The organism is Novosphingobium panipatense (genome assembly GCF_900182875.1).
Classification (GTDB): Bacteria; Pseudomonadota; Alphaproteobacteria; order Sphingomonadales; family Sphingomonadaceae; genus Novosphingobium; species Novosphingobium panipatense.
In genome coordinates, this window is sequence record NZ_FXUI01000004.1 from 94,754 (window position 1) to 114,042 (window position 19,289).

17 protein-coding genes are annotated in these 19,289 nt (G+C 64.6%); 7 read left to right on the forward strand and 10 right to left on the reverse strand.

Annotated elements, in window-relative coordinates:
- Nucleotides 1–116: 116 nt before the first annotated feature.
- Both QOL62_RS08125 and QOL62_RS08130 read right to left on the reverse strand, forming a co-directional pair.
- On the reverse strand, nucleotides 117–752 hold the full coding sequence (locus QOL62_RS08125) for a CoA transferase subunit B (RefSeq protein ID WP_283405875.1): 636 nt from the start codon (nucleotides 750–752) through the stop codon (nucleotides 117–119).
- Nucleotides 752–1,459, reverse strand: coding sequence for a CoA transferase subunit A (locus tag QOL62_RS08130; protein WP_283405876.1), 708 nt, complete (start codon nucleotides 1,457–1,459; stop codon nucleotides 752–754). The genes QOL62_RS08125 and QOL62_RS08130 overlap by 1 nt, the downstream gene beginning before the upstream one ends.
- Nucleotides 1,460–1,560: 101 nt before the next feature.
- Between QOL62_RS08130 and QOL62_RS08135 the strand changes: the two genes are divergently transcribed.
- The 4 genes from QOL62_RS08135 to QOL62_RS08150 all read left to right on the forward strand — a co-directional run bounded on the left by QOL62_RS08135 (nucleotide 1,561) and on the right by QOL62_RS08150 (nucleotide 7,001).
- Nucleotides 1,561–2,439 carry a LysR family transcriptional regulator gene (locus QOL62_RS08135; protein WP_283405877.1) on the forward strand — a complete coding sequence of 293 codons (879 nt, stop codon included), beginning with the start codon at nucleotides 1,561–1,563 and terminating at the stop codon, nucleotides 2,437–2,439.
- A 143-nt stretch (nucleotides 2,440–2,582) separates the two neighbouring features.
- Nucleotides 2,583–3,356, forward strand: a complete 774-nt coding sequence (locus QOL62_RS08140) for a universal stress protein (protein ID WP_103729091.1) — start codon at nucleotides 2,583–2,585, stop codon at nucleotides 3,354–3,356.
- A gap of 596 nt (nucleotides 3,357–3,952) precedes the next feature.
- The gene (locus QOL62_RS08145) at nucleotides 3,953–6,262 is read left to right on the forward strand and encodes a CDC48 family AAA ATPase (RefSeq protein ID WP_283405878.1); all 2,310 of its coding nucleotides are present in this window, start codon (nucleotides 3,953–3,955) and stop codon (nucleotides 6,260–6,262) included.
- A 196-nt stretch (nucleotides 6,263–6,458) separates the two neighbouring features.
- Nucleotides 6,459–7,001, forward strand: coding sequence for a DUF4142 domain-containing protein (locus tag QOL62_RS08150; protein WP_103729093.1), 543 nt, complete (start codon nucleotides 6,459–6,461; stop codon nucleotides 6,999–7,001).
- A 50-nt stretch (nucleotides 7,002–7,051) separates the two neighbouring features.
- Here the strand turns inward: QOL62_RS08150 and QOL62_RS08155 are convergent, their stop codons facing one another.
- Nucleotides 7,052–8,203 (reverse strand): mechanosensitive ion channel family protein, encoded by a 1,152-nt coding sequence (locus tag QOL62_RS08155; RefSeq protein WP_283405879.1) that lies wholly within the window; start codon nucleotides 8,201–8,203, stop codon nucleotides 7,052–7,054.
- A gap of 87 nt (nucleotides 8,204–8,290) precedes the next feature.
- Nucleotides 8,291–11,146, reverse strand: coding sequence for a DNA polymerase I (gene polA / locus QOL62_RS08160; protein ID WP_283405880.1), 2,856 nt, complete (start codon nucleotides 11,144–11,146; stop codon nucleotides 8,291–8,293).
- Nucleotides 11,147–11,349: 203 nt separating this feature from the next.
- Between polA and QOL62_RS08165 the strand changes: the two genes are divergently transcribed.
- On the forward strand, nucleotides 11,350–11,676 hold the full coding sequence (locus QOL62_RS08165; protein WP_103729095.1) for a hypothetical protein: 327 nt from the start codon (nucleotides 11,350–11,352) through the stop codon (nucleotides 11,674–11,676).
- A gap of 69 nt (nucleotides 11,677–11,745) precedes the next feature.
- On the opposite strand, the gene QOL62_RS08170 is transcribed toward QOL62_RS08165, so the two are convergent.
- From QOL62_RS08170 to QOL62_RS08185, 4 genes are all read right to left on the reverse strand, one after another.
- Nucleotides 11,746–12,792, reverse strand: a complete 1,047-nt coding sequence (locus QOL62_RS08170; RefSeq protein ID WP_283405881.1) for a serine hydrolase — start codon at nucleotides 12,790–12,792, stop codon at nucleotides 11,746–11,748.
- 263 nt (nucleotides 12,793–13,055) lie between these two features.
- A complete protein-coding gene (gene groL, locus QOL62_RS08175) occupies nucleotides 13,056–14,699 on the reverse strand; it encodes a chaperonin GroEL (RefSeq protein ID WP_103729097.1) in 1,644 nt (547 codons plus the stop codon).
- 45 nt (nucleotides 14,700–14,744) lie between these two features.
- Complete coding sequence (gene groES, locus QOL62_RS08180) at nucleotides 14,745–15,032, reverse strand: co-chaperone GroES (RefSeq protein WP_103729098.1); 288 nt, start codon at nucleotides 15,030–15,032, stop codon at nucleotides 14,745–14,747.
- Between the two features lie 183 nt (nucleotides 15,033–15,215).
- Nucleotides 15,216–16,625: an MATE family efflux transporter gene (locus tag QOL62_RS08185; RefSeq protein WP_283405882.1), complete on the reverse strand. Its 1,410-nt coding sequence runs from the start codon at nucleotides 16,623–16,625 to the stop codon at nucleotides 15,216–15,218.
- A gap of 133 nt (nucleotides 16,626–16,758) precedes the next feature.
- On the opposite strand from QOL62_RS08185, the gene QOL62_RS08190 reads away from it, so the two are divergent.
- Nucleotides 16,759–17,196 carry a c-type cytochrome gene (locus tag QOL62_RS08190; RefSeq protein WP_283405883.1) on the forward strand — a complete coding sequence of 146 codons (438 nt, stop codon included), beginning with the start codon at nucleotides 16,759–16,761 and terminating at the stop codon, nucleotides 17,194–17,196.
- On the forward strand, nucleotides 17,193–17,627 hold the full coding sequence (locus QOL62_RS08195) for a nuclear transport factor 2 family protein (RefSeq protein ID WP_283405884.1): 435 nt from the start codon (nucleotides 17,193–17,195) through the stop codon (nucleotides 17,625–17,627). Before QOL62_RS08190 ends, QOL62_RS08195 begins: the two co-directional genes overlap by 4 nt.
- 144 nt (nucleotides 17,628–17,771) lie before the next feature.
- Here QOL62_RS08195 and rplL read toward each other — a convergent pair whose 3' ends face one another.
- Both rplL and rplJ read right to left on the reverse strand, forming a co-directional pair.
- Nucleotides 17,772–18,149 (reverse strand): 50S ribosomal protein L7/L12, encoded by a 378-nt coding sequence (gene rplL, locus QOL62_RS08200; RefSeq protein ID WP_103729102.1) that lies wholly within the window; start codon nucleotides 18,147–18,149, stop codon nucleotides 17,772–17,774.
- A gap of 88 nt (nucleotides 18,150–18,237) precedes the next feature.
- Entirely contained in the window at nucleotides 18,238–18,753 is a 516-nt protein-coding gene (rplJ, locus tag QOL62_RS08205) for a 50S ribosomal protein L10 (protein ID WP_103729103.1), read from the reverse strand.
- Nucleotides 18,754–19,289 lie beyond the last annotated feature (536 nt).

Consider the following 19,289-nt stretch of genomic DNA (forward strand, 5'->3'; position numbering starts at 1 on the left):
TCCCTGCATGCAAATGCGAAGCGGGATAGCGGCAAGCGGTGGTGCTGGCGAGTGCCCGCTTGCCCTTCACTTCGGCGGCTCGCTCCCCGCCGGGTCACGGGGAGGGAAGCGTGGCCTCAGCTTACGTAGTGTGCCGTGGTCTTCGCGGCGACTTCCTCGGCAGTCACTCCGGGCGCCAGTTCGACAAGCCGGAACGGGCTTGCGTGGTCCGGGCGCTGGAACACCGCAAGATCGGTGACGATCATGTCGACCACGTTCTTGCCCGTCAGCGGCAGCGTGCAGGCCGGAATGAATTTGGGATCGCCGTTCTTGGAGGTATGCTCCATGATGACGATGATCTTCTTGACCCCGGCCACGAGGTCCATCGCGCCGCCCATTCCCTTGATCATCTTGCCCGGGATCATCCAGTTGGCGATGTCTCCGTTCTCGGCGACTTCCATGGCGCCCAGCACGGTGAGGTCGATGTGGCCGCCCCGAATCATGCCGAAGCTGGTAGCGCTGTCGAAGTAGGCCGAGTGCGGGAGCTCGCTGATCGTCTGCTTGCCCGCGTTGATGAGGTCCGGGTCCACCTCGTCCGGATAGGGGAACGGGCCGATGCCGAGCATTCCGTTCTCGCTCTGGAGGGTAACGGTAATGCCCTGCGGCACGTAGTTCGCCACGAGCGTGGGGATGCCGATGCCAAGGTTCACGTAGAAGCCGTCCTGAAGCTCCTGCGCGGCGCGCGCGGCCATCTCATTGCGGTTCCAGGGCATCAGGCGCTCTCCCTCTCGCGGGTGGTCGTGAATTCGATCTTCTTGTCGTACGGCGCGCCGGGCACGATGCGCTGGACGAAGACACCCGGCAGGTGGATGCAGTCGGGATCAAGGCTGCCCGTAGGCACGATCTCTTCGACCTCGACGATGCAGACCTTTCCGCAGGTGGCCGCCGGCACGTTGAAGTTGCGAGCGGTCTTGCGGAAGACGACGTTGCCGGTCTCATCCGCTTTCCAGGCCTTCACAATGGCGAGGTCCGCGAAGATGCCTTCCTCAAGGATGTATTCCTCTCCGTGAAACACCTTGACGTCCTTGCCCTCGGCGACCTGGGTGCCCACACCCGTCCTGGTGTAGAAGCCCGCGATGCCTGCGCCGCCCGCGCGCATGCGCTCGGCCAGCGTGCCTTGGGGGCAGAACTCGACCTCCAGCTCGCCTGCGAGGAACTGGCGCTCGAACTCCTTGTTCTCGCCGACGTAGGAAGAGATCATCTTTTTCACCTGCCGCGTGCGCAGCAGCTTGCCGATGCCCTCGTTGTCGATCCCGGCGTTGTTCGATGCGAAGGTCAGGCCCGTTACACCGGAAGCGCGAATGGCGTCGAGCAGGCGTTCCGGGATGCCGCAAAGGCCGAAGCCGCCACTGGCGATGAGAAGCCCATCCTTGAGCACGCCTTCCAGCGCTGCCTCGGCACTGGCGTAGATCTTGTTCATCGAGACAGATCCTCTTCCATTGTTCGGCAGCACGCTAGACAGAGTCTCTCATCACGAATAGCGATTGTTTTTTATCGGTTCCCATAGGCTTTGCTTATACAATGAAGCGCATTGCCCTCTTCCACCTCGAAACCCTGATGTGGATTCACCGGCTCGGCACCTTCGCGGCGGCAGCGCATCGCCTGAACACAACTCAGCCGGCGATCTCCGCGCGCGTCCGGGAAATCGAGGAGCAGCTCGGCGTCTCGCTCTTTCAGCGGGAGGGGCGCCGCATGGTGCTGTCCGCCCGCGGCCGTCGGCTCGTGCAGGCAAGCGAGCCGCTCTACCGCGGGTTGGAGCACGTGCTCCTCGAGGCAAGCGACTTCGCGGGTGCCACGGCATCGGTGCGCATCGGCTCCGGGGAGATCGCCGCCGCGAGCTGCCTGCCCGCCTTCATACAGGCGGTCGAGCGGGACCGGCCGGGTATCGCCATGGAAATCGATCTGGATCTGACGGCCCGCCTGCTCCAGCAGTTGCTGGCGGGAACACGCGATATCGTGTTCCTTGCCGGACCGGTGGCCAGCCCGGGCATGAAGACCGCGCCGATCGGGTCAGTCGAACTGGTCTGGGCCGCAGGGGCACAAGTGGCCGCCGCCGGGGGCTTCGACCAGCCCCTTCCTGTCTGGTCGCTGCCGGATCACTCACCGCTTCACGCCGTTTCACATGAAACATTGGAGGCGCACGGCATCGCCCCCCGGGCGCTTCACACCTGCAACAACGTGCGCGCGATGATAGAGATCGTGGTGAATGGGCAAGGCGCCGCCCTTCTTCCGGAGACCATGATCCGTGACCGGCTTGCCGCAGGAACCCTTCGCGAAGTCCTGCCGCGCCCCCTCCAGCGCGTGCATTTCGAGGCGGCCATTCGCACCCGGGAAAAAGACCCGGTGATCCTCGACCTGTTCGCCCGAGCCGGGCAACTCGCCATCGACCCGGCGGCCTGATTCTATCGAAGCATGTCCGAGAGGCCGGTTGCGGCAACTTCCACGCCGGACCGCTCGTTGCGATCACAGGCGGTCTTGATCCCGATCATGGCGATATCCGCGATCCGGGTTAAGCTGCGTCTCGATCAGAGGGAGAAAAGACCATGCGCTCGATACTCGTCAACGCCGATCGTACCCCTGGAAGCAACGCTCGGATCGAAACCGCCCTGGAGATCGCACGGCGGCACGGTGGCCATATCACGGTGCTCGTCGACACACCGGTCTCACGCTACATCGCCATGGATCCGATGGGGGGCAGCTACGTTATTTCGGACGCCCTCGACAAGGCCCGTGCCGATGACGACGCCGTGGCCGATGCAGCCGAAGCTCATCTGGCGGACGCTGGCGTCCCGTTCGAGGTCGTGCGCTGCGAAGACGATCCCGTCACAGCGTTTGCCTATGCCGCACGCCTGTCCGATCTGATCGTCGTCTCTCGTTCCGGAGGGCTGGCCGGCGACCTTGCACTGCGCGCCCGCGCCCCGGTGCTGGCGGTCTCGGACAGCCCGCTCAGGCTCCCGGTCGGCAGCGCCTGCATCGGGTGGGACGGAGGAGAGCAGGCTGCCGCTGCGCTTCGTGCCGCCGTACCGCTCCTCGCCAGCTGCTCCTCGGTGCGCCTTGTCTGCGTGGTGGGCAAGGAAGGTGCCTTCCCGGCCGCAGATGCGCTGCGCTATCTCAGGCGCCACGGCATCGGCGCAGACTTAGAGGAGCACCAGCGCCAGCAGTCGACTCAGGAAACGCTGGCCCAGGCGGTCCGCGGGGCGGACCTTCTGGTGATGGGCGCCTACGGCAAGAGCCGCGTGCGCGAATTCCTGTTTGGCGGAGTGACCGAATTTTTCCTGAACGAGGACGCGGCGCCAGCCCTTCTGCTCGCACACTAAGCGGACGACGGCGACTCACGGGGGCGCCGACTCGGAGCAAGTGAGTGCTTTCACGAAAGGATACTTAGCAGGGTGAGTAAATGGCGCAGTGCAACAGGCGTGGTTCCCACGGACTTACGCCGCCGCTGCGATCTTCCCTATACGGAAACAAAAATTGAAAGCTGCCTTCCGCCGAAAATCGGCGCAAAACAGGCGTTCTGACATTTAGCGGATACCTTTGTGCAACAATCCGCAAGCTCAGTTGCGTTACTTGCAACAGGCGAAAGTCATTTCGCACTTGCACAAACACGCGGCTTTGGTCATAACGAACCTGCCTTTCAGGCATCCTCTCCCAAAACTTCTACGGCCCGGTCGGCAACGATCGGGCCTTTTTTTGCGCCGCGCCAACCTGGCCGGCCGGGTGCAATCTCTCTCGTCGGGCAAAGCATCATCCACGTGCCGACAGGGGAACCCCATCCTCTTCCAGCGGTTGGTTTGAAATCGCCAGCGGCGATACCTAGCTGAACCTCGCCGCCCGAAACGCCGTGCCTAATCCAGCAAGGACGATGGCCGGATCACGGCTCGAAGGGACGGGATCGAGAAGAAGGGAATCACCGATGGCGGACGCCGACATCAAAACCGAAGATCGCACGCTCAGGCTGCAGGTCGCTGCAGCGCGCCAGGAGGAGAGTGGCCAGGGAATCGCCCGTCTCTCCCGCGCCTCCCTGTCCGAGATCGGCGCCATGGAGGGCGACGTGCTGGAGATTACCGGCAAGGCGGTCACCGTCGCGCGCGCCGTGCTGGCCTACGATGAGGACGAAAGCCTCAGCGTGATCCGGCTCGATGGTCTGCAGCGCGGCAACGCCGAAGTCGGTTCAGGCGATCACGTCACCGTACGTAAGGCGGAATCGCGTCCGGCCCAGCGCGTGGTGTTCGCCCCGGCTCAGAAGGACATGCGCCTTCAGGGGCCCTCGGCGGCGCTCAAGCGCAATTTCTTCGGCCGCCCCATGGTCCAGGGCGATCTCGTCGCCACGACCGGCCAGCAGCAGGTCGCCGATATCCCGCCCCAGCTGCGCCGCATGTTCAACGCCCCGGCTTATGCGCTGACGCAGATCCGCCTCAACGTGCTCTCCACCACCCCCCGCGGCATCGTCCATATCGACGAGAACACCGAAGTGGAACTGCGCGAGGTGTTCGAGGAGGCGAACGACGCCCGGGGCGACGTGAACTACGACGACGTCGGGGGCATGAGCGACACCATCCGCCAGCTGCGCGAGATGGTCGAACTGCCGCTACGCTATCCCGAACTCTTCACCCGCCTGGGTGTCGCGCCGCCAAAGGGCGTCCTGCTTCACGGCCCGCCGGGAACCGGCAAGACCCGCCTCGCCCAGGCCGTGGCCAACGAGAGCGAAGCCAACTTCTTCTCGATCAACGGTCCCGAGATCATGGGATCGGGCTATGGCGAGAGCGAGAAGCACCTGCGCGAAGTCTTCGAGGAAGCGACCAAGTCCGCGCCCGCCATCGTCTTCATCGATGAGATCGACTCCATCGCACCCAAGCGCAGCCAGGTCCACGGGGAGGCCGAAAAGCGCCTTGTCGCCCAGCTCCTCACGCTCATGGACGGGTTGAACAGCCGCGCTCACGTGGTCGTGATCGCCGCCACCAACCGCCCCGACGCCATCGACGAGGCGCTGCGCCGTCCGGGTCGGTTCGACCGTGAGATCGTCATAGGCGTCCCGGACGAAAGCGGTCGCCGGGAGATCCTGGGCATTCACACCCGCGGCATGCCGCTCGGCGAACGCGTCGACCTGAACGAACTGGCGCGCACAACCCATGGCTTTGTCGGCGCTGACCTCGCCGCGCTCGCACGGGAAGCGGCCATCGAAGCGGTGCGTCGCATCATGCCTCAGCTCGACCTCGAAGCGCGGACCATCCCGTCCGCAGTGCTGGACAACCTGCAGGTCATCCGCGAGGACTTCGTCGCTGCACTCAAGCGCGTGCAGCCTTCCGCAATGCGCGAAGTCATGGTGCAGGTGCCGAACATCGGCTGGGCCGACATCGGCGGCCTGGACGATGCACAGCTCAAGCTGCGCGAAGGCATCGAACTGCCGCTGAAGAACCCTGAAGCCTTCCACAAGCTGGGCATCCGGGCTGCGAAGGGATTCCTGCTCTACGGCCCGCCCGGAACCGGCAAGACCCTGCTGGCGAAGGCCGTCGCCAAAGAGGCGGAGGCGAACTTCATCTCGATCAAGTCGTCCGATCTCCTGAGCAAATGGTACGGCGAAAGCGAGCAGCAGATTGCCCGCCTGTTCGCCCGCGCCCGCCAGGTCGCGCCCTGCGTCGTCTTCATCGACGAGATCGACAGCCTCGTTCCAGCCCGCGGCATGGGTGGCGGCATGGGCGAGCCGCAGGTGACCGCCCGCGTGGTGAACACCATCCTTGCCGAGATGGACGGGATGGAGGAACTGCAGTCGGTCGTTCTCGTCGGCGCAACCAACCGCCCGGCGCTGGTAGATCCCGCGCTGCTGCGCCCGGGCCGTTTCGACGAGCTCGTCTACGTCGGCACACCGAACACCGCCGGGCGCGAACACATCCTGGGCATTCACACCGGCAAGATGCCGCTGGCGCCCGATGTGTCGCTGTCCAGCATAGCCGACCGGACGGAGCGCTTCACGGGCGCCGACCTGGAGGACGTCGTTCGCCGCGCCGGCCTTATCGCCATTCGTAAGCGCGGAGCCAGCGTCGACGCGGTCACCCGCGAGGACTTTGAGGAGGCTCTCCAAGACAGCCGCGCAACCGTGACTCAGGAGATGGAAGAGGAGTACGAGCGCATGAAGGGCGAGCTGAAGAAGCGCGCGATGGACATTTCCCCCATCGGCTTCATCGCGCCCGGCATGGTGGAAAGCACCCGCGAGCGGAAGCACTGATCGGATCCGCAAACGCCCGGAAACATCGGAAGAGCCCGGCCGCAAACGCCGGGCTTCTTCTGTTTATGGGCCCGCTGCACCTCTTCTCGTCATCGAAGCGCGGCTTCTGCGTTGATATGTATCAGTTTCCATACGTTCTCAGAAACCTGCCTCATGCTCTCCGGTTGTCGCGTGCAGGATCCTTTGGGAGAATGTCATGATCAGATATACCGGTATCGCTCTCGCCCTCGCGCTGGGTACGACGTCGGCGGTCGCGCAGACGCCGCCGCCCCCGCCCCCTTCCGAGGCGAAGGTCTCGGCCATGCCGTACGTGATGGCTGCAGGGATGAGCGACCTCTACGAGATCAATTCCAGCCAGATCGCGCTGGAGAAATCGCGCGACCCGGCCGTCCGCAGGTTCGCGCAGATGATGATCGACCATCACCAGAAGACCACGGCCGCGACCATGAAGGCCGCGCAGAAGGCCGGTCTGACGCCAACACCGCCCGCTCTCGGCGCCGGGGCCACGGCATCGATCAACGAACTTCAGACCGCTTCAGCCGCTGACTTCGACCGGCTTTACATCGGCCAGCAACTGCCGGCGCACCAGGCCGCGCTGGACCTGCACAAGAGCTATGCCGCCAATGGCGAAGAGGCAGCGCTGAAGGCGAGCGCCCGCAGCGCCGTTCCGATCGTGCAGCAGCATCTCGCCATGCTCCAGAAGATGCAGGCGGGCACCGGAACCGCTTCGGGCATGTGATGAGAGACGACCGGGCGCAGGACGCGCCCGGTCCTTGCCCCGGCACCGCCTCAGTTAGGCTCGTGCCGATTTTCCGTCGATCGCGCGGCGCTCACCGCGATACCGTCGAGCAGCGATGGCGCGGCCGCCACCTCCATCGGAGCGACCTGCAACTGGCGGCGACGCGCCACAGCCTCGGGCATTTCCCTGCGAATCCAGTCCATCATGCTTTCACGAATCTCGCAGCGCAGGTCGAACAGAGTGGGACCATCCTTGGCGCTCATCAGCAGGCGGATTTCCAGTGTCGAATCCCGGCAATCCGTCACCTGCAGAACCTGCGCACGCTTGTCCCAAAGCCGGTGACGCGTGATCTGGCGGACATACTCCTCACGGATCGACGGGACATCCGCTGCGTGGTCCAGGTAGAGGAACACGGTGCCCAGCAGCTGCGATGTGGTTTTCGTCCAGTTTTGGAACGTATCCTCAAGGAACCGGCTGGAAGGCACGACGAGCCGTCGATCGTCCCAGAGGCGCACGACGACGTACGTAGTGCGGATATCCTCGATGCGCCCCCATTCCCCATCGAGGATGACCACGTCGTCGATGCTGATGGGCTCGGTAAGGGCCATCTGAAAGCCCGCGATCAACGCCTTTAGAGCGGGTTGCGCCGCCGCACCGACCGCGAGCGCCGCCACACCTGCCGAAGCCATCAACGTGACGCCGATCTCTCGCACCCCGGGAATCGAGGCCAGCATCCCGGCGATCGTGAGAAAAACGATGATGAAGGTGCCGATGCGGCTGAAGATCGCAAGGCGGGTACGACGCCGCCGCGCGTTGCGGTTGTTTTCGACGGATATGTCGGCGCGGATGACCATGGCCTCCACGCAGGCCCGCAGTACCGCGATCGCGACCCAGCCCGTGAGCAGCGGCATGACGAATGGGGCAAGACGCTCCCACACCGCCTCCAGCGCCGCCGTCTCACGCGCTGCAAGGACGATGCCGATGGAAATGAACGCCCACCGGGTGGGTCGGCACAGGCGGTTGACGACGAGGTCGTCCGACTGGCTGGCGCTGGTACGCGCGATCCGGTGCAGGACACGGAACAGCAGCCGGTGCGCAAGGAGCGCCACCGCCACCCCGAGCGCCGCTGCCAGGAAGGCCAGGGTCAACTCCCCTGCCCAGTCCGGCAATTCTGCGATGGTCTGTTCGATGAAGTCGATCATGGCGGTAGAAACGATGCTGCAGCGCACCAGTTTCGCCGCTCGGCGTGACGGAGGGGCGCCGCATCGGGGTTCGGCGCCCCTGCACGATCAGTGCGCCGCGCCCCAGCTTGCACCGAAGCCGATCTCGATACCCAGCGGCACGTCGAGCGTGACCGCCGGAAGCGCCGCTTCAGCCATCACCCGCTCGATCACCGGAGAGGCGGCCGCGACATCCGCTTCAGGCAGCTCGAATACGAGTTCGTCGTGCACCTGCAGGAGCATGCGGACATGTGACAAGCCCGCCGCCGCCAACGCCGGGTTCATCCGCACCATGGCCCGCTTGATGATGTCGGCGCTGGTACCCTGGATCGGTGCGTTGATGGCGGCGCGTTCCGAACCCTGCCGTTCGGCCTGGTTCTTGGAGGTGATGCGCGGGAACCACGTCTTGCGCCCAAAGAGCGTCTCCGAATAGCCCTTCGCCCGAACGCCCTCCAGCGTTTCATGGATGTAGCGCTGGATACCGGGAAAGCGTTCGAAGTACCGGTCGATCATGGCCTGGGCCTCGTCCGCGCCGACGCCAAGCCTTCCACCAAGCCCCCAACGCGAAATGCCGTAGAGGATCGCGAAGTTGATCGTCTTCGCACGGCCGCGGGTGTCGCGGTCCACGGTGCCGAACATTTCCATCGCCGTGCGCGCGTGAATGTCCTCTCCCGCCGCGAAAGCCTCTTTGAGGCTGGGTACGTCAGCCATGTGAGCGGCGAGGCGGAGTTCGATCTGCGAGTAATCCGCCGCCAGCAGCACGTTGCCCGCTTCCGCAACGAAGCAGTCCCTGATCTGCCGACCGATCTCGGTGCGGATCGGGATGTTCTGCAGGTTGGGGTCGGTCGACGACAGGCGGCCGGTCTGCGCACCCACGAGGCTGTAGCTGGTGTGAACGCGCTGGGTCGCCGGATTGATCGCCGCCTGCAGGGCTTCGGTGTAGGTGGAGCGCAGCTTGGAAAGCTGCCGCCATTCGAGCACCTTCGTCGCCACTACGGCACCCTGTCCGGCAAGGCCTTCCAGCACCGACTGGTCAGTGGAGTACTGGCCGCTTTTGCCCTTCTTGCCGCCCTTGTAGCCAAGCTTCTCGAACAGGATGTCGCCAAGCTGCTTGGGGCTGCCGATGGTGAACTCCTGCCCCACCGTGGCGAAGATCTCCGCCTCAAGCGCGCCGATGGCTTCGGCGAACTGGCTCGACAGTCCGGCGAGCTTTTCCCGATCGACCTTGATGCCGTGACGCTCCATCTGCGCCACGACAGGGATCAGCGGGCGGTCCACGCGTTCGTAGATGCGAGTTCCGCCTTCATAGGAGAGACGGGGCTTCAGGCGGCTGTGCAGGCGCCATGTCACGTCCGCATCTTCCGCCGCGTATTGCGTCGCCCGGTCCAGCGGCACCTCGCCAAAGGGTATCGCCTTCTTGCCGGTGCCGCAGATATCCTTGAACGTGAGGGTGGTGTGCGACAGGTGCCGCTGCGCCAGCTCGTCCATGCCGTGCCCGCCGCCGATGCCGTCCAGAGACCGTCCGGCGTCAAGACAGAAGCTGACGATCATCGTGTCGTCGATCGGATGCACGTCGATGCCGTGGCGCGCCAGCACGTTGAGATCGTACTTGATGTTCTGCCCGACCTTCAGCACCGCATCGCTTTCCAGAAGCGGCTTCAGGCGCCCCAGCGCGACGTCCAGCGGCACCTGCTGCGGCTTTTCAGCGAACATGTCGGTACCGCCATGCCCCAGGGGCACGTAGCACGCCTCGTTCGGCCCCACTGCCATGCTGATTCCGGCCAGATCCGCGCGCATCGAATCGAGCATGGACGTCTCGGTATCGATCGCCACCAGGCGCGCCTGCGCGGCGCGGGCGATCCACTGGTCCAGTTCGGCTTCGGTCGTGACGCAGGCGTAAGCTTCCCGGTTGACGGGTGGCCATTCGGGCAAGGGCTGGCGTGCAGCGCCTTCGGTGGGATTTGCGCCCGCATTCGAGGGCTTGGCGGGGTTGAGTTGCGTCGCCATGGCAGGCGATCCAGTGCCTGCATCGAGCCGCTTCAACAGGCTGGTGAAGCCATGGGATGACAGGAATGCGGCCAAAGGTTCGGGCGGAATGGCATCGAGCTTGAAATCATCGAGCGGCGTGGGAAGGACGCAGTCCTCCTTCAGAGTGACCAGCACCTTGGAGAGCCTGGCCTGCTCGGCCTGCTCGATCAGCCGCTCCTGCAGCTTGGACTTCTTCATGCCGGGTGCGGCCGCAAGGGCGCTCTCCAGGTCACCGTGGTCCTGGATCAGCTTCGTCGCCGTCTTGGGGCCGATGCCGAAGACGCCAGGAACATTGTCCACCGCGTCCCCCATGAGGGCGAGAACATCCCCGACTTTCTCGGGCGGGACGCCGAACTTCTCGATCACCTCCGGGATGTCGATGCGCTGGTTCTTCATCGTGTCCAGCATATCGATGCAACCGCCTTCGAAACCTTCATCCGGCTGGGCGCACTTGCCCACCAGCTGCATAAGGTCCTTGTCGGAGGAGACGATGGTTACGTCCCAGCCGCGCCGGGTGGCGGCGCGGGCGTAAGAGGCGATCAGGTCGTCCGCCTCAAAACCTGCCTCCTCGATGCAGGGCAGGGAGAAGGCGCGGGTCGCCTCGCGAATCAGCGGGAACTGGGGCACCAGGTCTTCAGGCGGTGGCGGCCGGTTTGCCTTGTACTGGTCATAGATGTCGTTGCGGAACGATATCGAACCGGCATCCAGGATGACGGCCAGATGTGTCGGCCCATCCGCCTTGTTGAGGTCCTCGGCCAGCTTCCACAGCATCGTCGTGTAGCCGTAGACCGCACCCACGGGCGTGCCTTGCGGGTTGGTGAGGGGCGGGAGGCGGTGATAGGCGCGGAAGATATAGGCCGACCCATCGACGAGGTAGAGGTGCTGCTTGGAATCCATGGCAAGACCTCTAGCAGCGCCGCACCGCGCCGTCAGCATCGCTCGTTTTGCCGGCTGCGGGGAACTTGGGCCGTCCTCAGGAGTTTTGGCCCAGCGCTTGAAACGTCTCGCCGCGCTTCCTAACCACGGTATCGAGCCCGTCGTAAGGAGGCTCACGCGGCGTTGTCGCCGACGGGGTAATTCGCAAGAAGAGGGATAAGTTAATGCGCAAAATCGTTCTCGTTGCCACGGCCGCCGCTGCCGCCATGTCGCTGGCAGCCTGCTCGGAAAAGACCCAGGACGCCACCGAGGCTGCCGCCTCGTCGGCCGGTAACGACATCGAGGCAGCCGCTTCGGACGTCGGCGATGCCCTCGGCAATGCCGGTGACAAGGCGTCGGAAGCCGCGAACGATACGGCTGACGCAGCCGGGGACGCTGCCAAGAGCGCCGAAAAGACCACGGACGACATCGCCGCCGACGCCGAAAAGGCCGCGAACGACGTCGCCAAGGAGCTGGACGACCACACGGACGGCAACCCGCACACCAACTGATCTTCCGATCATCCAGACGGAAAAGGGGCCTTCCGGCCCCTTTTTCTTTGCCCGCTGTACGCCCGTTTTCTAGCGGGACGCAGTGCGGGGATAGTTCGGCCCCTCCGCGTGGTAGCCGTTGTAGATGGTGCGCGCGATGCTGGCGATGCGCGATTCCCGTCCCGGTCGCCCACCCTGGCCAGTGACGTAGATCGCCACTGCGAACACCCGGCCGTCGGGCGTCTCGATGATCCCCACATCGCTTGACGTGTTGTTGAGCGAGCCGGTCTTGTGAGACACCTGCACGCCTGCCGGCACCCCTGCCGGGATGCGACGCTTGCCGGTAAGGCACCGGCTCATCGCGCCAAGCAGCACCCGACGGCTCGACGGGCTGAGCCACTTGCCCTGGTAAATGCCTGCCAGCATCTTCACCATCGCCTTGGGTGTGGCGCTGTCACGCTTGTCGACGACCTTTGCCGGGTCGATGGCTCCGTCATCACGCACGAGCGTCGCGATGTCCCTGTCGATGTGCCAGTCCTCAATTCCGGCACGCTCCACCCAGGCGTTTACGGCCTTGGGCCCGCCGACCACCTTGAGCAGCGCATCCGTGGCGTAGTTGTTCGACCGTGTGATCATCAGTTCGATCAGCCGTGCAGCACTCATGTACTCACCGGGACGAACCGGCGCGATAGCGCTGGAAAAGGGACGTGACGCCACCGGCACGAGGAGCGGAAACTCGCTCGACAGGCTCCACTTGCCGTTGTCCACGCCTTCGAGGAACGTGGCGGCAATGGCGATCTTGCTGGTGCTGGCCATTGGAAAGCGCTGGTCGCCCAGCACATCCACCATCCGCCCCGAGGTCAGATCCATGGCCGCCACGCCGATGCGCCCTTGGGATGCGTTGGCAACGGCTGCCAGTTGCTGTCCGAAGGGGGACGCGTACGTACGCGGCCCACGCTGGTCAGTACCGAAAAGGTCATCGAAGCTGTTCTGAACTTCGGCAACCTGGTTCTGGCCGCTGAATGTTTCCGCCTGGGTCGCGATCGGCGCGATCCACGCCGCCATCGCCACAGCGACGGCGAATATGCGCCCAATGCCCGCGCTCCACCGCGCGGAAAGTCGGTCTGCCCCGGTCATGCAGCCCACACCCTACCTTTGTCCATCTTTCGAGATGGTTATGCGGATAGCGACGAAACGCCAGCGGGCAGCGACGAACTGCATCGGACTTGCGGTGATTACCCGCAAGCGCACGTTCCTGTCCCGGCACTGGATTTTGCTTGCGCCGGTGAAGGCAGCGGCTTGCCAATGAAAAAGGCCGGAAGGGCGTCCCCTCCGGCCTCTTGTCATGCGAGTGGTTCAGCGGCGCGGATCGAGCGATCCGCCCCGCCGCCCGGAGCCTCTTAAAAGCCCATGTCACCCATGCCGCCCATGCCGCCGGGCATGGCGGGCATTGCGGGCTTTTCTTCGGCGCGCTCGACGATCGCAGCTTCGGTCGTGATGAGCAGACCGGCAACCGACGAGGCGTCCTGCAGCGCGGTGCGCACGACCTTGGTCGGGTCGATGACGCCTGCGGCCTTCAGGTTCTCGTACACTTCGGTCGCAGCGTTGAAGCCGATACCTTCGTCCGACTGGTCGAGCAGCTTGCCCGCGACGACAGCGCCGTCATTGCCGGCGTTCTCGGCGATCTGCTTGACAGGGGCCGTGATCGCCTTGCGGACGATGTCGATGCCGCGGGTCTGGTCTTCGTTGGCGCCGGTGAGGCCTTCCAGGGCACGCGTTGCGTAGAGCAGCGCGGTGCCGCCGCCGGGAACGATGCCTTCTTCAACGGCAGCGCGGGTCGCGTGGAGAGCGTCGTCGACGCGGTCCTTGCGCTCCTTCACCTCGACTTCGGTTGCACCGCCGACCTTGATGACGGCGACGCCGCCAGCCAGCTTCGCCAGACGCTCCTGGAGCTTCTCGCGGTCATAGTCGCTGGTGGTGACTTCGATCTGGGCGCGGATCTGCTCGACGCGTGCCTTGATCTCGTCAGCCGAACCCGAACCGTCGACGATGGTGGTGTTGTCCTTGTCGATGGTGACCTTCTTGGCCTGGCCAAGCATGCCGAGCGTGACGCTCTCGAGCTTGATGCCGAGGTCTTCGGAAATCATCTCACCGGCGGTCAGCGTGGCGATGTCGCCCAGCATGGCCTTGCGACGGTCGCCGAAGCCCGGAGCCTTCACGGCAGCGATCTTCAGGCCGCCACGCAGCTTGTTCACGACGAGCGTGGCCAGAGCCTCACCCTCGATGTCTTCGGCGATGATGAGGAGCGGACGGCCCGACTGCACAACCGCTTCCAGGATCGGAAGCAGCGACTGCAGCGACGACAGCTTCTTCTCGTGGATGAGGATGTACGGGTTTTCGAGTTCGACCGTCATCTTCTCGGGGTTGGTGACGAAGTAGGGCGAAAGATAGCCGCGGTCGAACTGCATGCCCTCGACGACGTCGAGTTCGAATTCGAGACCCTTGGCTTCCTCAACGGTGATGACGCCTTCCTTGCCGACCTTTTCCATGGCCTCGGCGATCTTCTCGCCGACTTCGGTGTCACCGTTGGCCGAGATGATGCCGACCTGGGCGATTTCCGAGGAACCGGCGACCGGGGTCGAACGCGCCTTGAGGTTCTCGACGACCTTGCCGACTGCGAGGTCGATGCCGCGCTTCAGGTCCATCGGGTTGGTGCCGGCGGCGACCGACTTCATGCCTTCGCGAACGATCGCCTGAGCAAGGACGGTCGCGGTGGTGGTGCCGTCACCGGCCTTGTCGTTGGCCTTCGAAGCCACTTCGCGCAGCATCTGCGCGCCCATGTTCTCGAACTTGTCCTTGAGCTCGATTTCCTTGGCGACCGAGACACCGTCCTTGGTGATGCGCGGAGCGCCGAAGCTCTTCTCGATCACGACGTTGCGGCCCTTGGGCCCCAGGGTCACCTTGACGGCGTTGGCGAGGGTGTCGACACCGGCGAGAATGCGCTCGCGAGCGTCACGCGAAAAGCGTACGTCCTTGGCTGCCATTGTAGAATTCCTTCAGATAATCGGTTGGATGAAAGCGGATCCGGCTCAGGCGATGACGCCGAGGATGTCCGATTCCTTCATGATCAGCAGGTCTTCGCCGCCGACCTTGACTTCGGTGCCCGACCACTTGCCGAACAGCACGCGGTCACCCACCTTCACGTCGAGCGGGGTCACAGTGCCGTTTTCGGCGCGGGCGCCGGTGCCGACCGAGACGATTTCGCCTTCAGCGGGCTTTTCCTTGGCGCTGTCGGGGATGATGATGCCACCGGCCGTCTTTTCCTCGGCCTCGACGCGGCGCACGAGAACACGGTCGTGCAGCGGGCGGAAAGTCATTGGGTGTCTCCCTTGATCCAACGAACTGAAAACTGGTTGGCACTCTCTCGCTGAGAGTGCCAACGGCGAGGATATGGTCCGCTGCCCCCTGAGCGTCAAGCGGGCCGCGGCAGAAAAATTTAGCTGATGTTCAGGTTACCCGTCCGGGTATAACCTCTCCATGCGAAGGAGCTGTGACAGCGCTCAACCCGGGTTGCCCGACTGCGGCATGATCGACGCCGGAACAAGGCCGAAACGATCCCTCCAGTGCCACCGGCCGAGCAACAGCGTGGCCGCAACCGTCAGCCCCACAGCAAGCCCGATCCATACGCCCACGCCCCGCATCGGAGTGAACAGGCCCAGCACCACCGATGTCGCGAAGCCGGCTACCCAGTAGCCCACGATCGCTATGACGGCAGGCACCCGCGTATCCTGCACTCCGCGCAGGGCCCCCGCCACCACGGCCTGAAGCCCGTCGGTGAGCTGAAATACCGCTGCCACGAACAGAAACTGCACCGCGAATGCCACCATCTCGGCATTTTCCGGTGCCCCGACATCCACATAGGCCGAGATGATCGTGCGCGGGATCAGGAACATGACGAGGGCCGAGAGGCCGACAAAAGCCATGCCGGTCGCGATGGCAGCCCAGCCGGCGCGCCCGATGGCGTCGCGGTCGGCCGCGCCGTAGTGATAGCCCACACGAATGGTCGCAGCCTGGCCGATGCCGAAGGGAACCTGGAACGCGAAAGCCGCGATCTGCAGCGCCACCGTGTGAGCGGCCAGTTCCGTCTCGCCAACGCGGCCCATCAGGAATGCCGCGCCGGAAAACAGCCCGCCTTCCGCGACGAGGGTCGCCGAGATCGGCAGCCCAAGGCGCAGCATCTGCTTCAATCGCTGCCACTCCGGCCGCCAGAAACGCCCGAAGACATGGAACCGCCGCAGCCTCTGGTTGAAACGAATCGCCAGGACGTACGCTATTACCGTCGCGCACGCCGTGATCACGCTCGCCATGGCCGAGCCGGTCAGGCCGAACGCCGGAGCGCCGAAGTTGCCGAACACCAGGATATAATTGCCCAGCGCGTTCACCCCGATCGCAAGAGCCGTGATGACAGTGGCGAAGACCGGCCAGCCCAGCGCGGATACGAAGGTGCGCAGGACGTTCGATACGGCCATCGGCACCAGAGCCAGCGAGACGATCCGGATGAAGTGGCCGGCGATCCGCGCCACCTGTGGGTCCTGACCCGTCAGCAGCATGATCCGCTCACCCTGGAGGCAGATCGCGACAGCCAAGACCCCAAGCCCTACGGCCAGCCACAAGGCCATTCGGGTCGAGCAGCGCACCTCCCTAACGGCGTGGCTCCTGCGCCCGATTTCGGCGGCGATCAGTGGGGCGACCGCGCCCGTCACGCCGTTCAGGCCCATCATCAGGACAGCGACGATGGCGATGGCGAGGCTGGACGCCGCAAGCGCCTCCTGCCCCAGCCGGGCGACAAATATCACATCCACCGCGAAAACCGCCATTTGCAGCATGTTCGCGACGGCAAGGGGCCCGGCGAGACGCAGGGTCGCGCGGAGCTCGCGGCGAAAGGGATGGATGTTGTCGCTCTCAGGCATGTCGAGCCGGGCGATAGAGACGCCGTCCAGCAGAGGGAAGCGATTCCTGTCCGCGTGGCAGAGGACGGCGAGGTGCCCCCTTCCCTGAAGCGGACGATCGCACTACCCCCGTGCTGAACAAGGAGCAGACTGCATGACGAAGCCGGCGACCCTCTTGGCTCTCTCAATGGCCGCAACGGTGGCCGCCTGCGGTGACAAGGCCCCGGATCAGACCGCCTCCCCCACAGTATCTTCATCGCCTGCCGCTGCATCCGCGCCGACCGGTGCCGCCGCCCTCAGCGATCCCGCGCCGCCGGCCTTCGCCACCTGCCGCTCCTGCCATGCCACGCAGCCGGGCCAAAACGGCATAGGGCCGAGCCTGCACGGCATCGTCGGCGCAAAGGCTGCCAGTGTGCCGGGTTATGCCTACACCCCTGCGCTGAAGAATGCCGGCATCACATGGACGCGCGATTCGCTCGACACCTGGCTCGCCGGCCCGATCAAGATGGTTCCCGGAACCAGAATGGTCCTGCCCGTGCCCGACGCCGCAAAGCGCAAGGCCATCATCGATTATCTGGAAACCCTGAAGTGACCGCTCATGAGGTGGCCGCCCTGGCCCAGATACACCAGCTCCTCGCGAGGTGCGCCCAGGCCGGAGACACTCGTCGGGCGGAGGACTACGCAAGCTGCTTCACGGCGGATGGCGTTCTCCAGCTCGCGCACGAGACGATCACCGGTCAAGACGCCATCGCTGCCTGGATGCACGCGCCATCCCCCATACCGCCCCCGCCCGGCGCCGCGCCGGGCTTCGTCAGCCATCACCTTACGACGTGCCACGTCACCTTCGCCGACCTCCAGAGCGCCACAGCCCGCACCTACTGGCTCGTCATGAGCGCTGCCGGTCTCGACCACAGCGGCTACTACGTCGACCAGCTGCGCTGCGTGGATGCCGCCTGGCGCATTTCCTGTCGCCGCCCACGGACGCTTTGGGTCAGCCCGAGCAGCGTGCTCCACCAGCGGTAAGGCGCCAAACACCGGTAGCGCGCTTCCTGCAGCCTTCCGGAACACAGCACGAGCCGCTGCGCAACGCGAGCCGCGCACATGAAAAAAGGCGGCCCCTCGCGGAGCCGCCCTTCCTGTTTTCGTCCGGCAACAACCGGAAGAAGATTACTTGAGCTCGACGGTGCCGCCAGCTTCTTCGATCTTCTTCTTGATGTCTTCGGCTTCAGCCTTCGAAGCGCCTTCCTTGACGGGCTTCGGAGCGCCTTCGACGAGAGCCTTGGCTTCAGCGAGGCCCAGGCCGGTGATGGCGCGGACTTCCTTGATGACCTGGATCTTCTTGCCACCGTCGCCGGTGAGGATCACGTCGAATTCGGTCTTCTCTTCAGCAGCGGCGCCAGCATCGCCACCGGCAGCCGGAGCGGCTACGGCAACGGCAGCAGCGGCGGAAACGCCCCATGCTTCTTCGAGAGCCTTGGCGAGGTCTGCGGCCTCGAGGACGGTCAGCTGCGACAGTTCTTCAACAAGCTTGGCGATATCGGCCATGTTACTTCACTCCTGATCTGTGGTCCCGCCGCGGCCTCATGCCGGCAACGGGATAAATCGCTTAAGAATCGAATGCTGGGCTTGAAGCTCAGGCAGCGTCCTTGTCGGCGTAGGCGGCGAAGACGCGCGCCAGCTTGGCCGCCGGAGCGGTCGAAAGCTGAGCGATCTTGGTCGCCGGAGCCTGGACGAGGCCGATGAGCTTGGCGCGCAGTTCGTCGAGCGAGGGCATCGAGGCGAGCGCCTTGACACCTTCGGGGGTCAGAACCTGCGAACCCATCGCGCCGCCGACGATCTCGATCTTGTCGGTCGTCTTGGCAAAATCAACGACAGCCTTGGCGGCAGCGACGGGGTCGACCGAAGTCGCGATGGCCGTCGGGCCGGTCAGGAAGTCGCCAATACCGACATAGTCGGTGTCCGCGATTGCAAGCTTGGCAAGACGGTTCTTCGCAACCTTGTAGGTCGCACCCGCATCACGCATCTTTCCACGCAGGGCGGTGGACTGCGCCACCGACATGCCGAGGTTGCGGGTGATCACCACCGCGCCGGCCTCGGAGAAGACCGCGTTGAGCTGGGCGACCGATTCGGCTTTCTGCGAACGATCCATGCCTTACTCCTTCACAATGGCTGCAATGGGCGAACCCACCGCAGCCGGCTACGTATTGTCCAGAGCACTGTCAGCACCCTGGGCGAGTCCGTCGAAGGGGAAGGAGTTTCGTGTTGAACACGAATTTGGCGCCACGCTCTAAGGAGCGAGAACCGGGTAATTTCCTTTTCCCCGTCTAGGCTGCAAATTAAGAGAGAAGCTCTCGGCAGCGGTCTCGGACGGATGACCGATGGGAATCAACCCGCCGGTCGAGCGGCCCAATGGCTGATGACCGCATCTGAGTCAAGGCGGCACGGTTCCGAAAAACCGCGAAAACCCGCGCCGAATTGACTCTGCGGGGCACGTGTCATATATGCGGCGCTCGCTCGACCGCTTCGAGCAAGGCGGGTCCATGCGCGGGGACACGCCCGGGAAGGAGGCGGTCGGGATTTCATCCGACGTAGAAGGCTGCAGGCCGCAGGAGTTCCGAATGGCGGATTTCCATGTGCCAGGCGGCCTTTCTTGCGTTCCGGATGGCTTGCCTCGCGGCAGGCGAC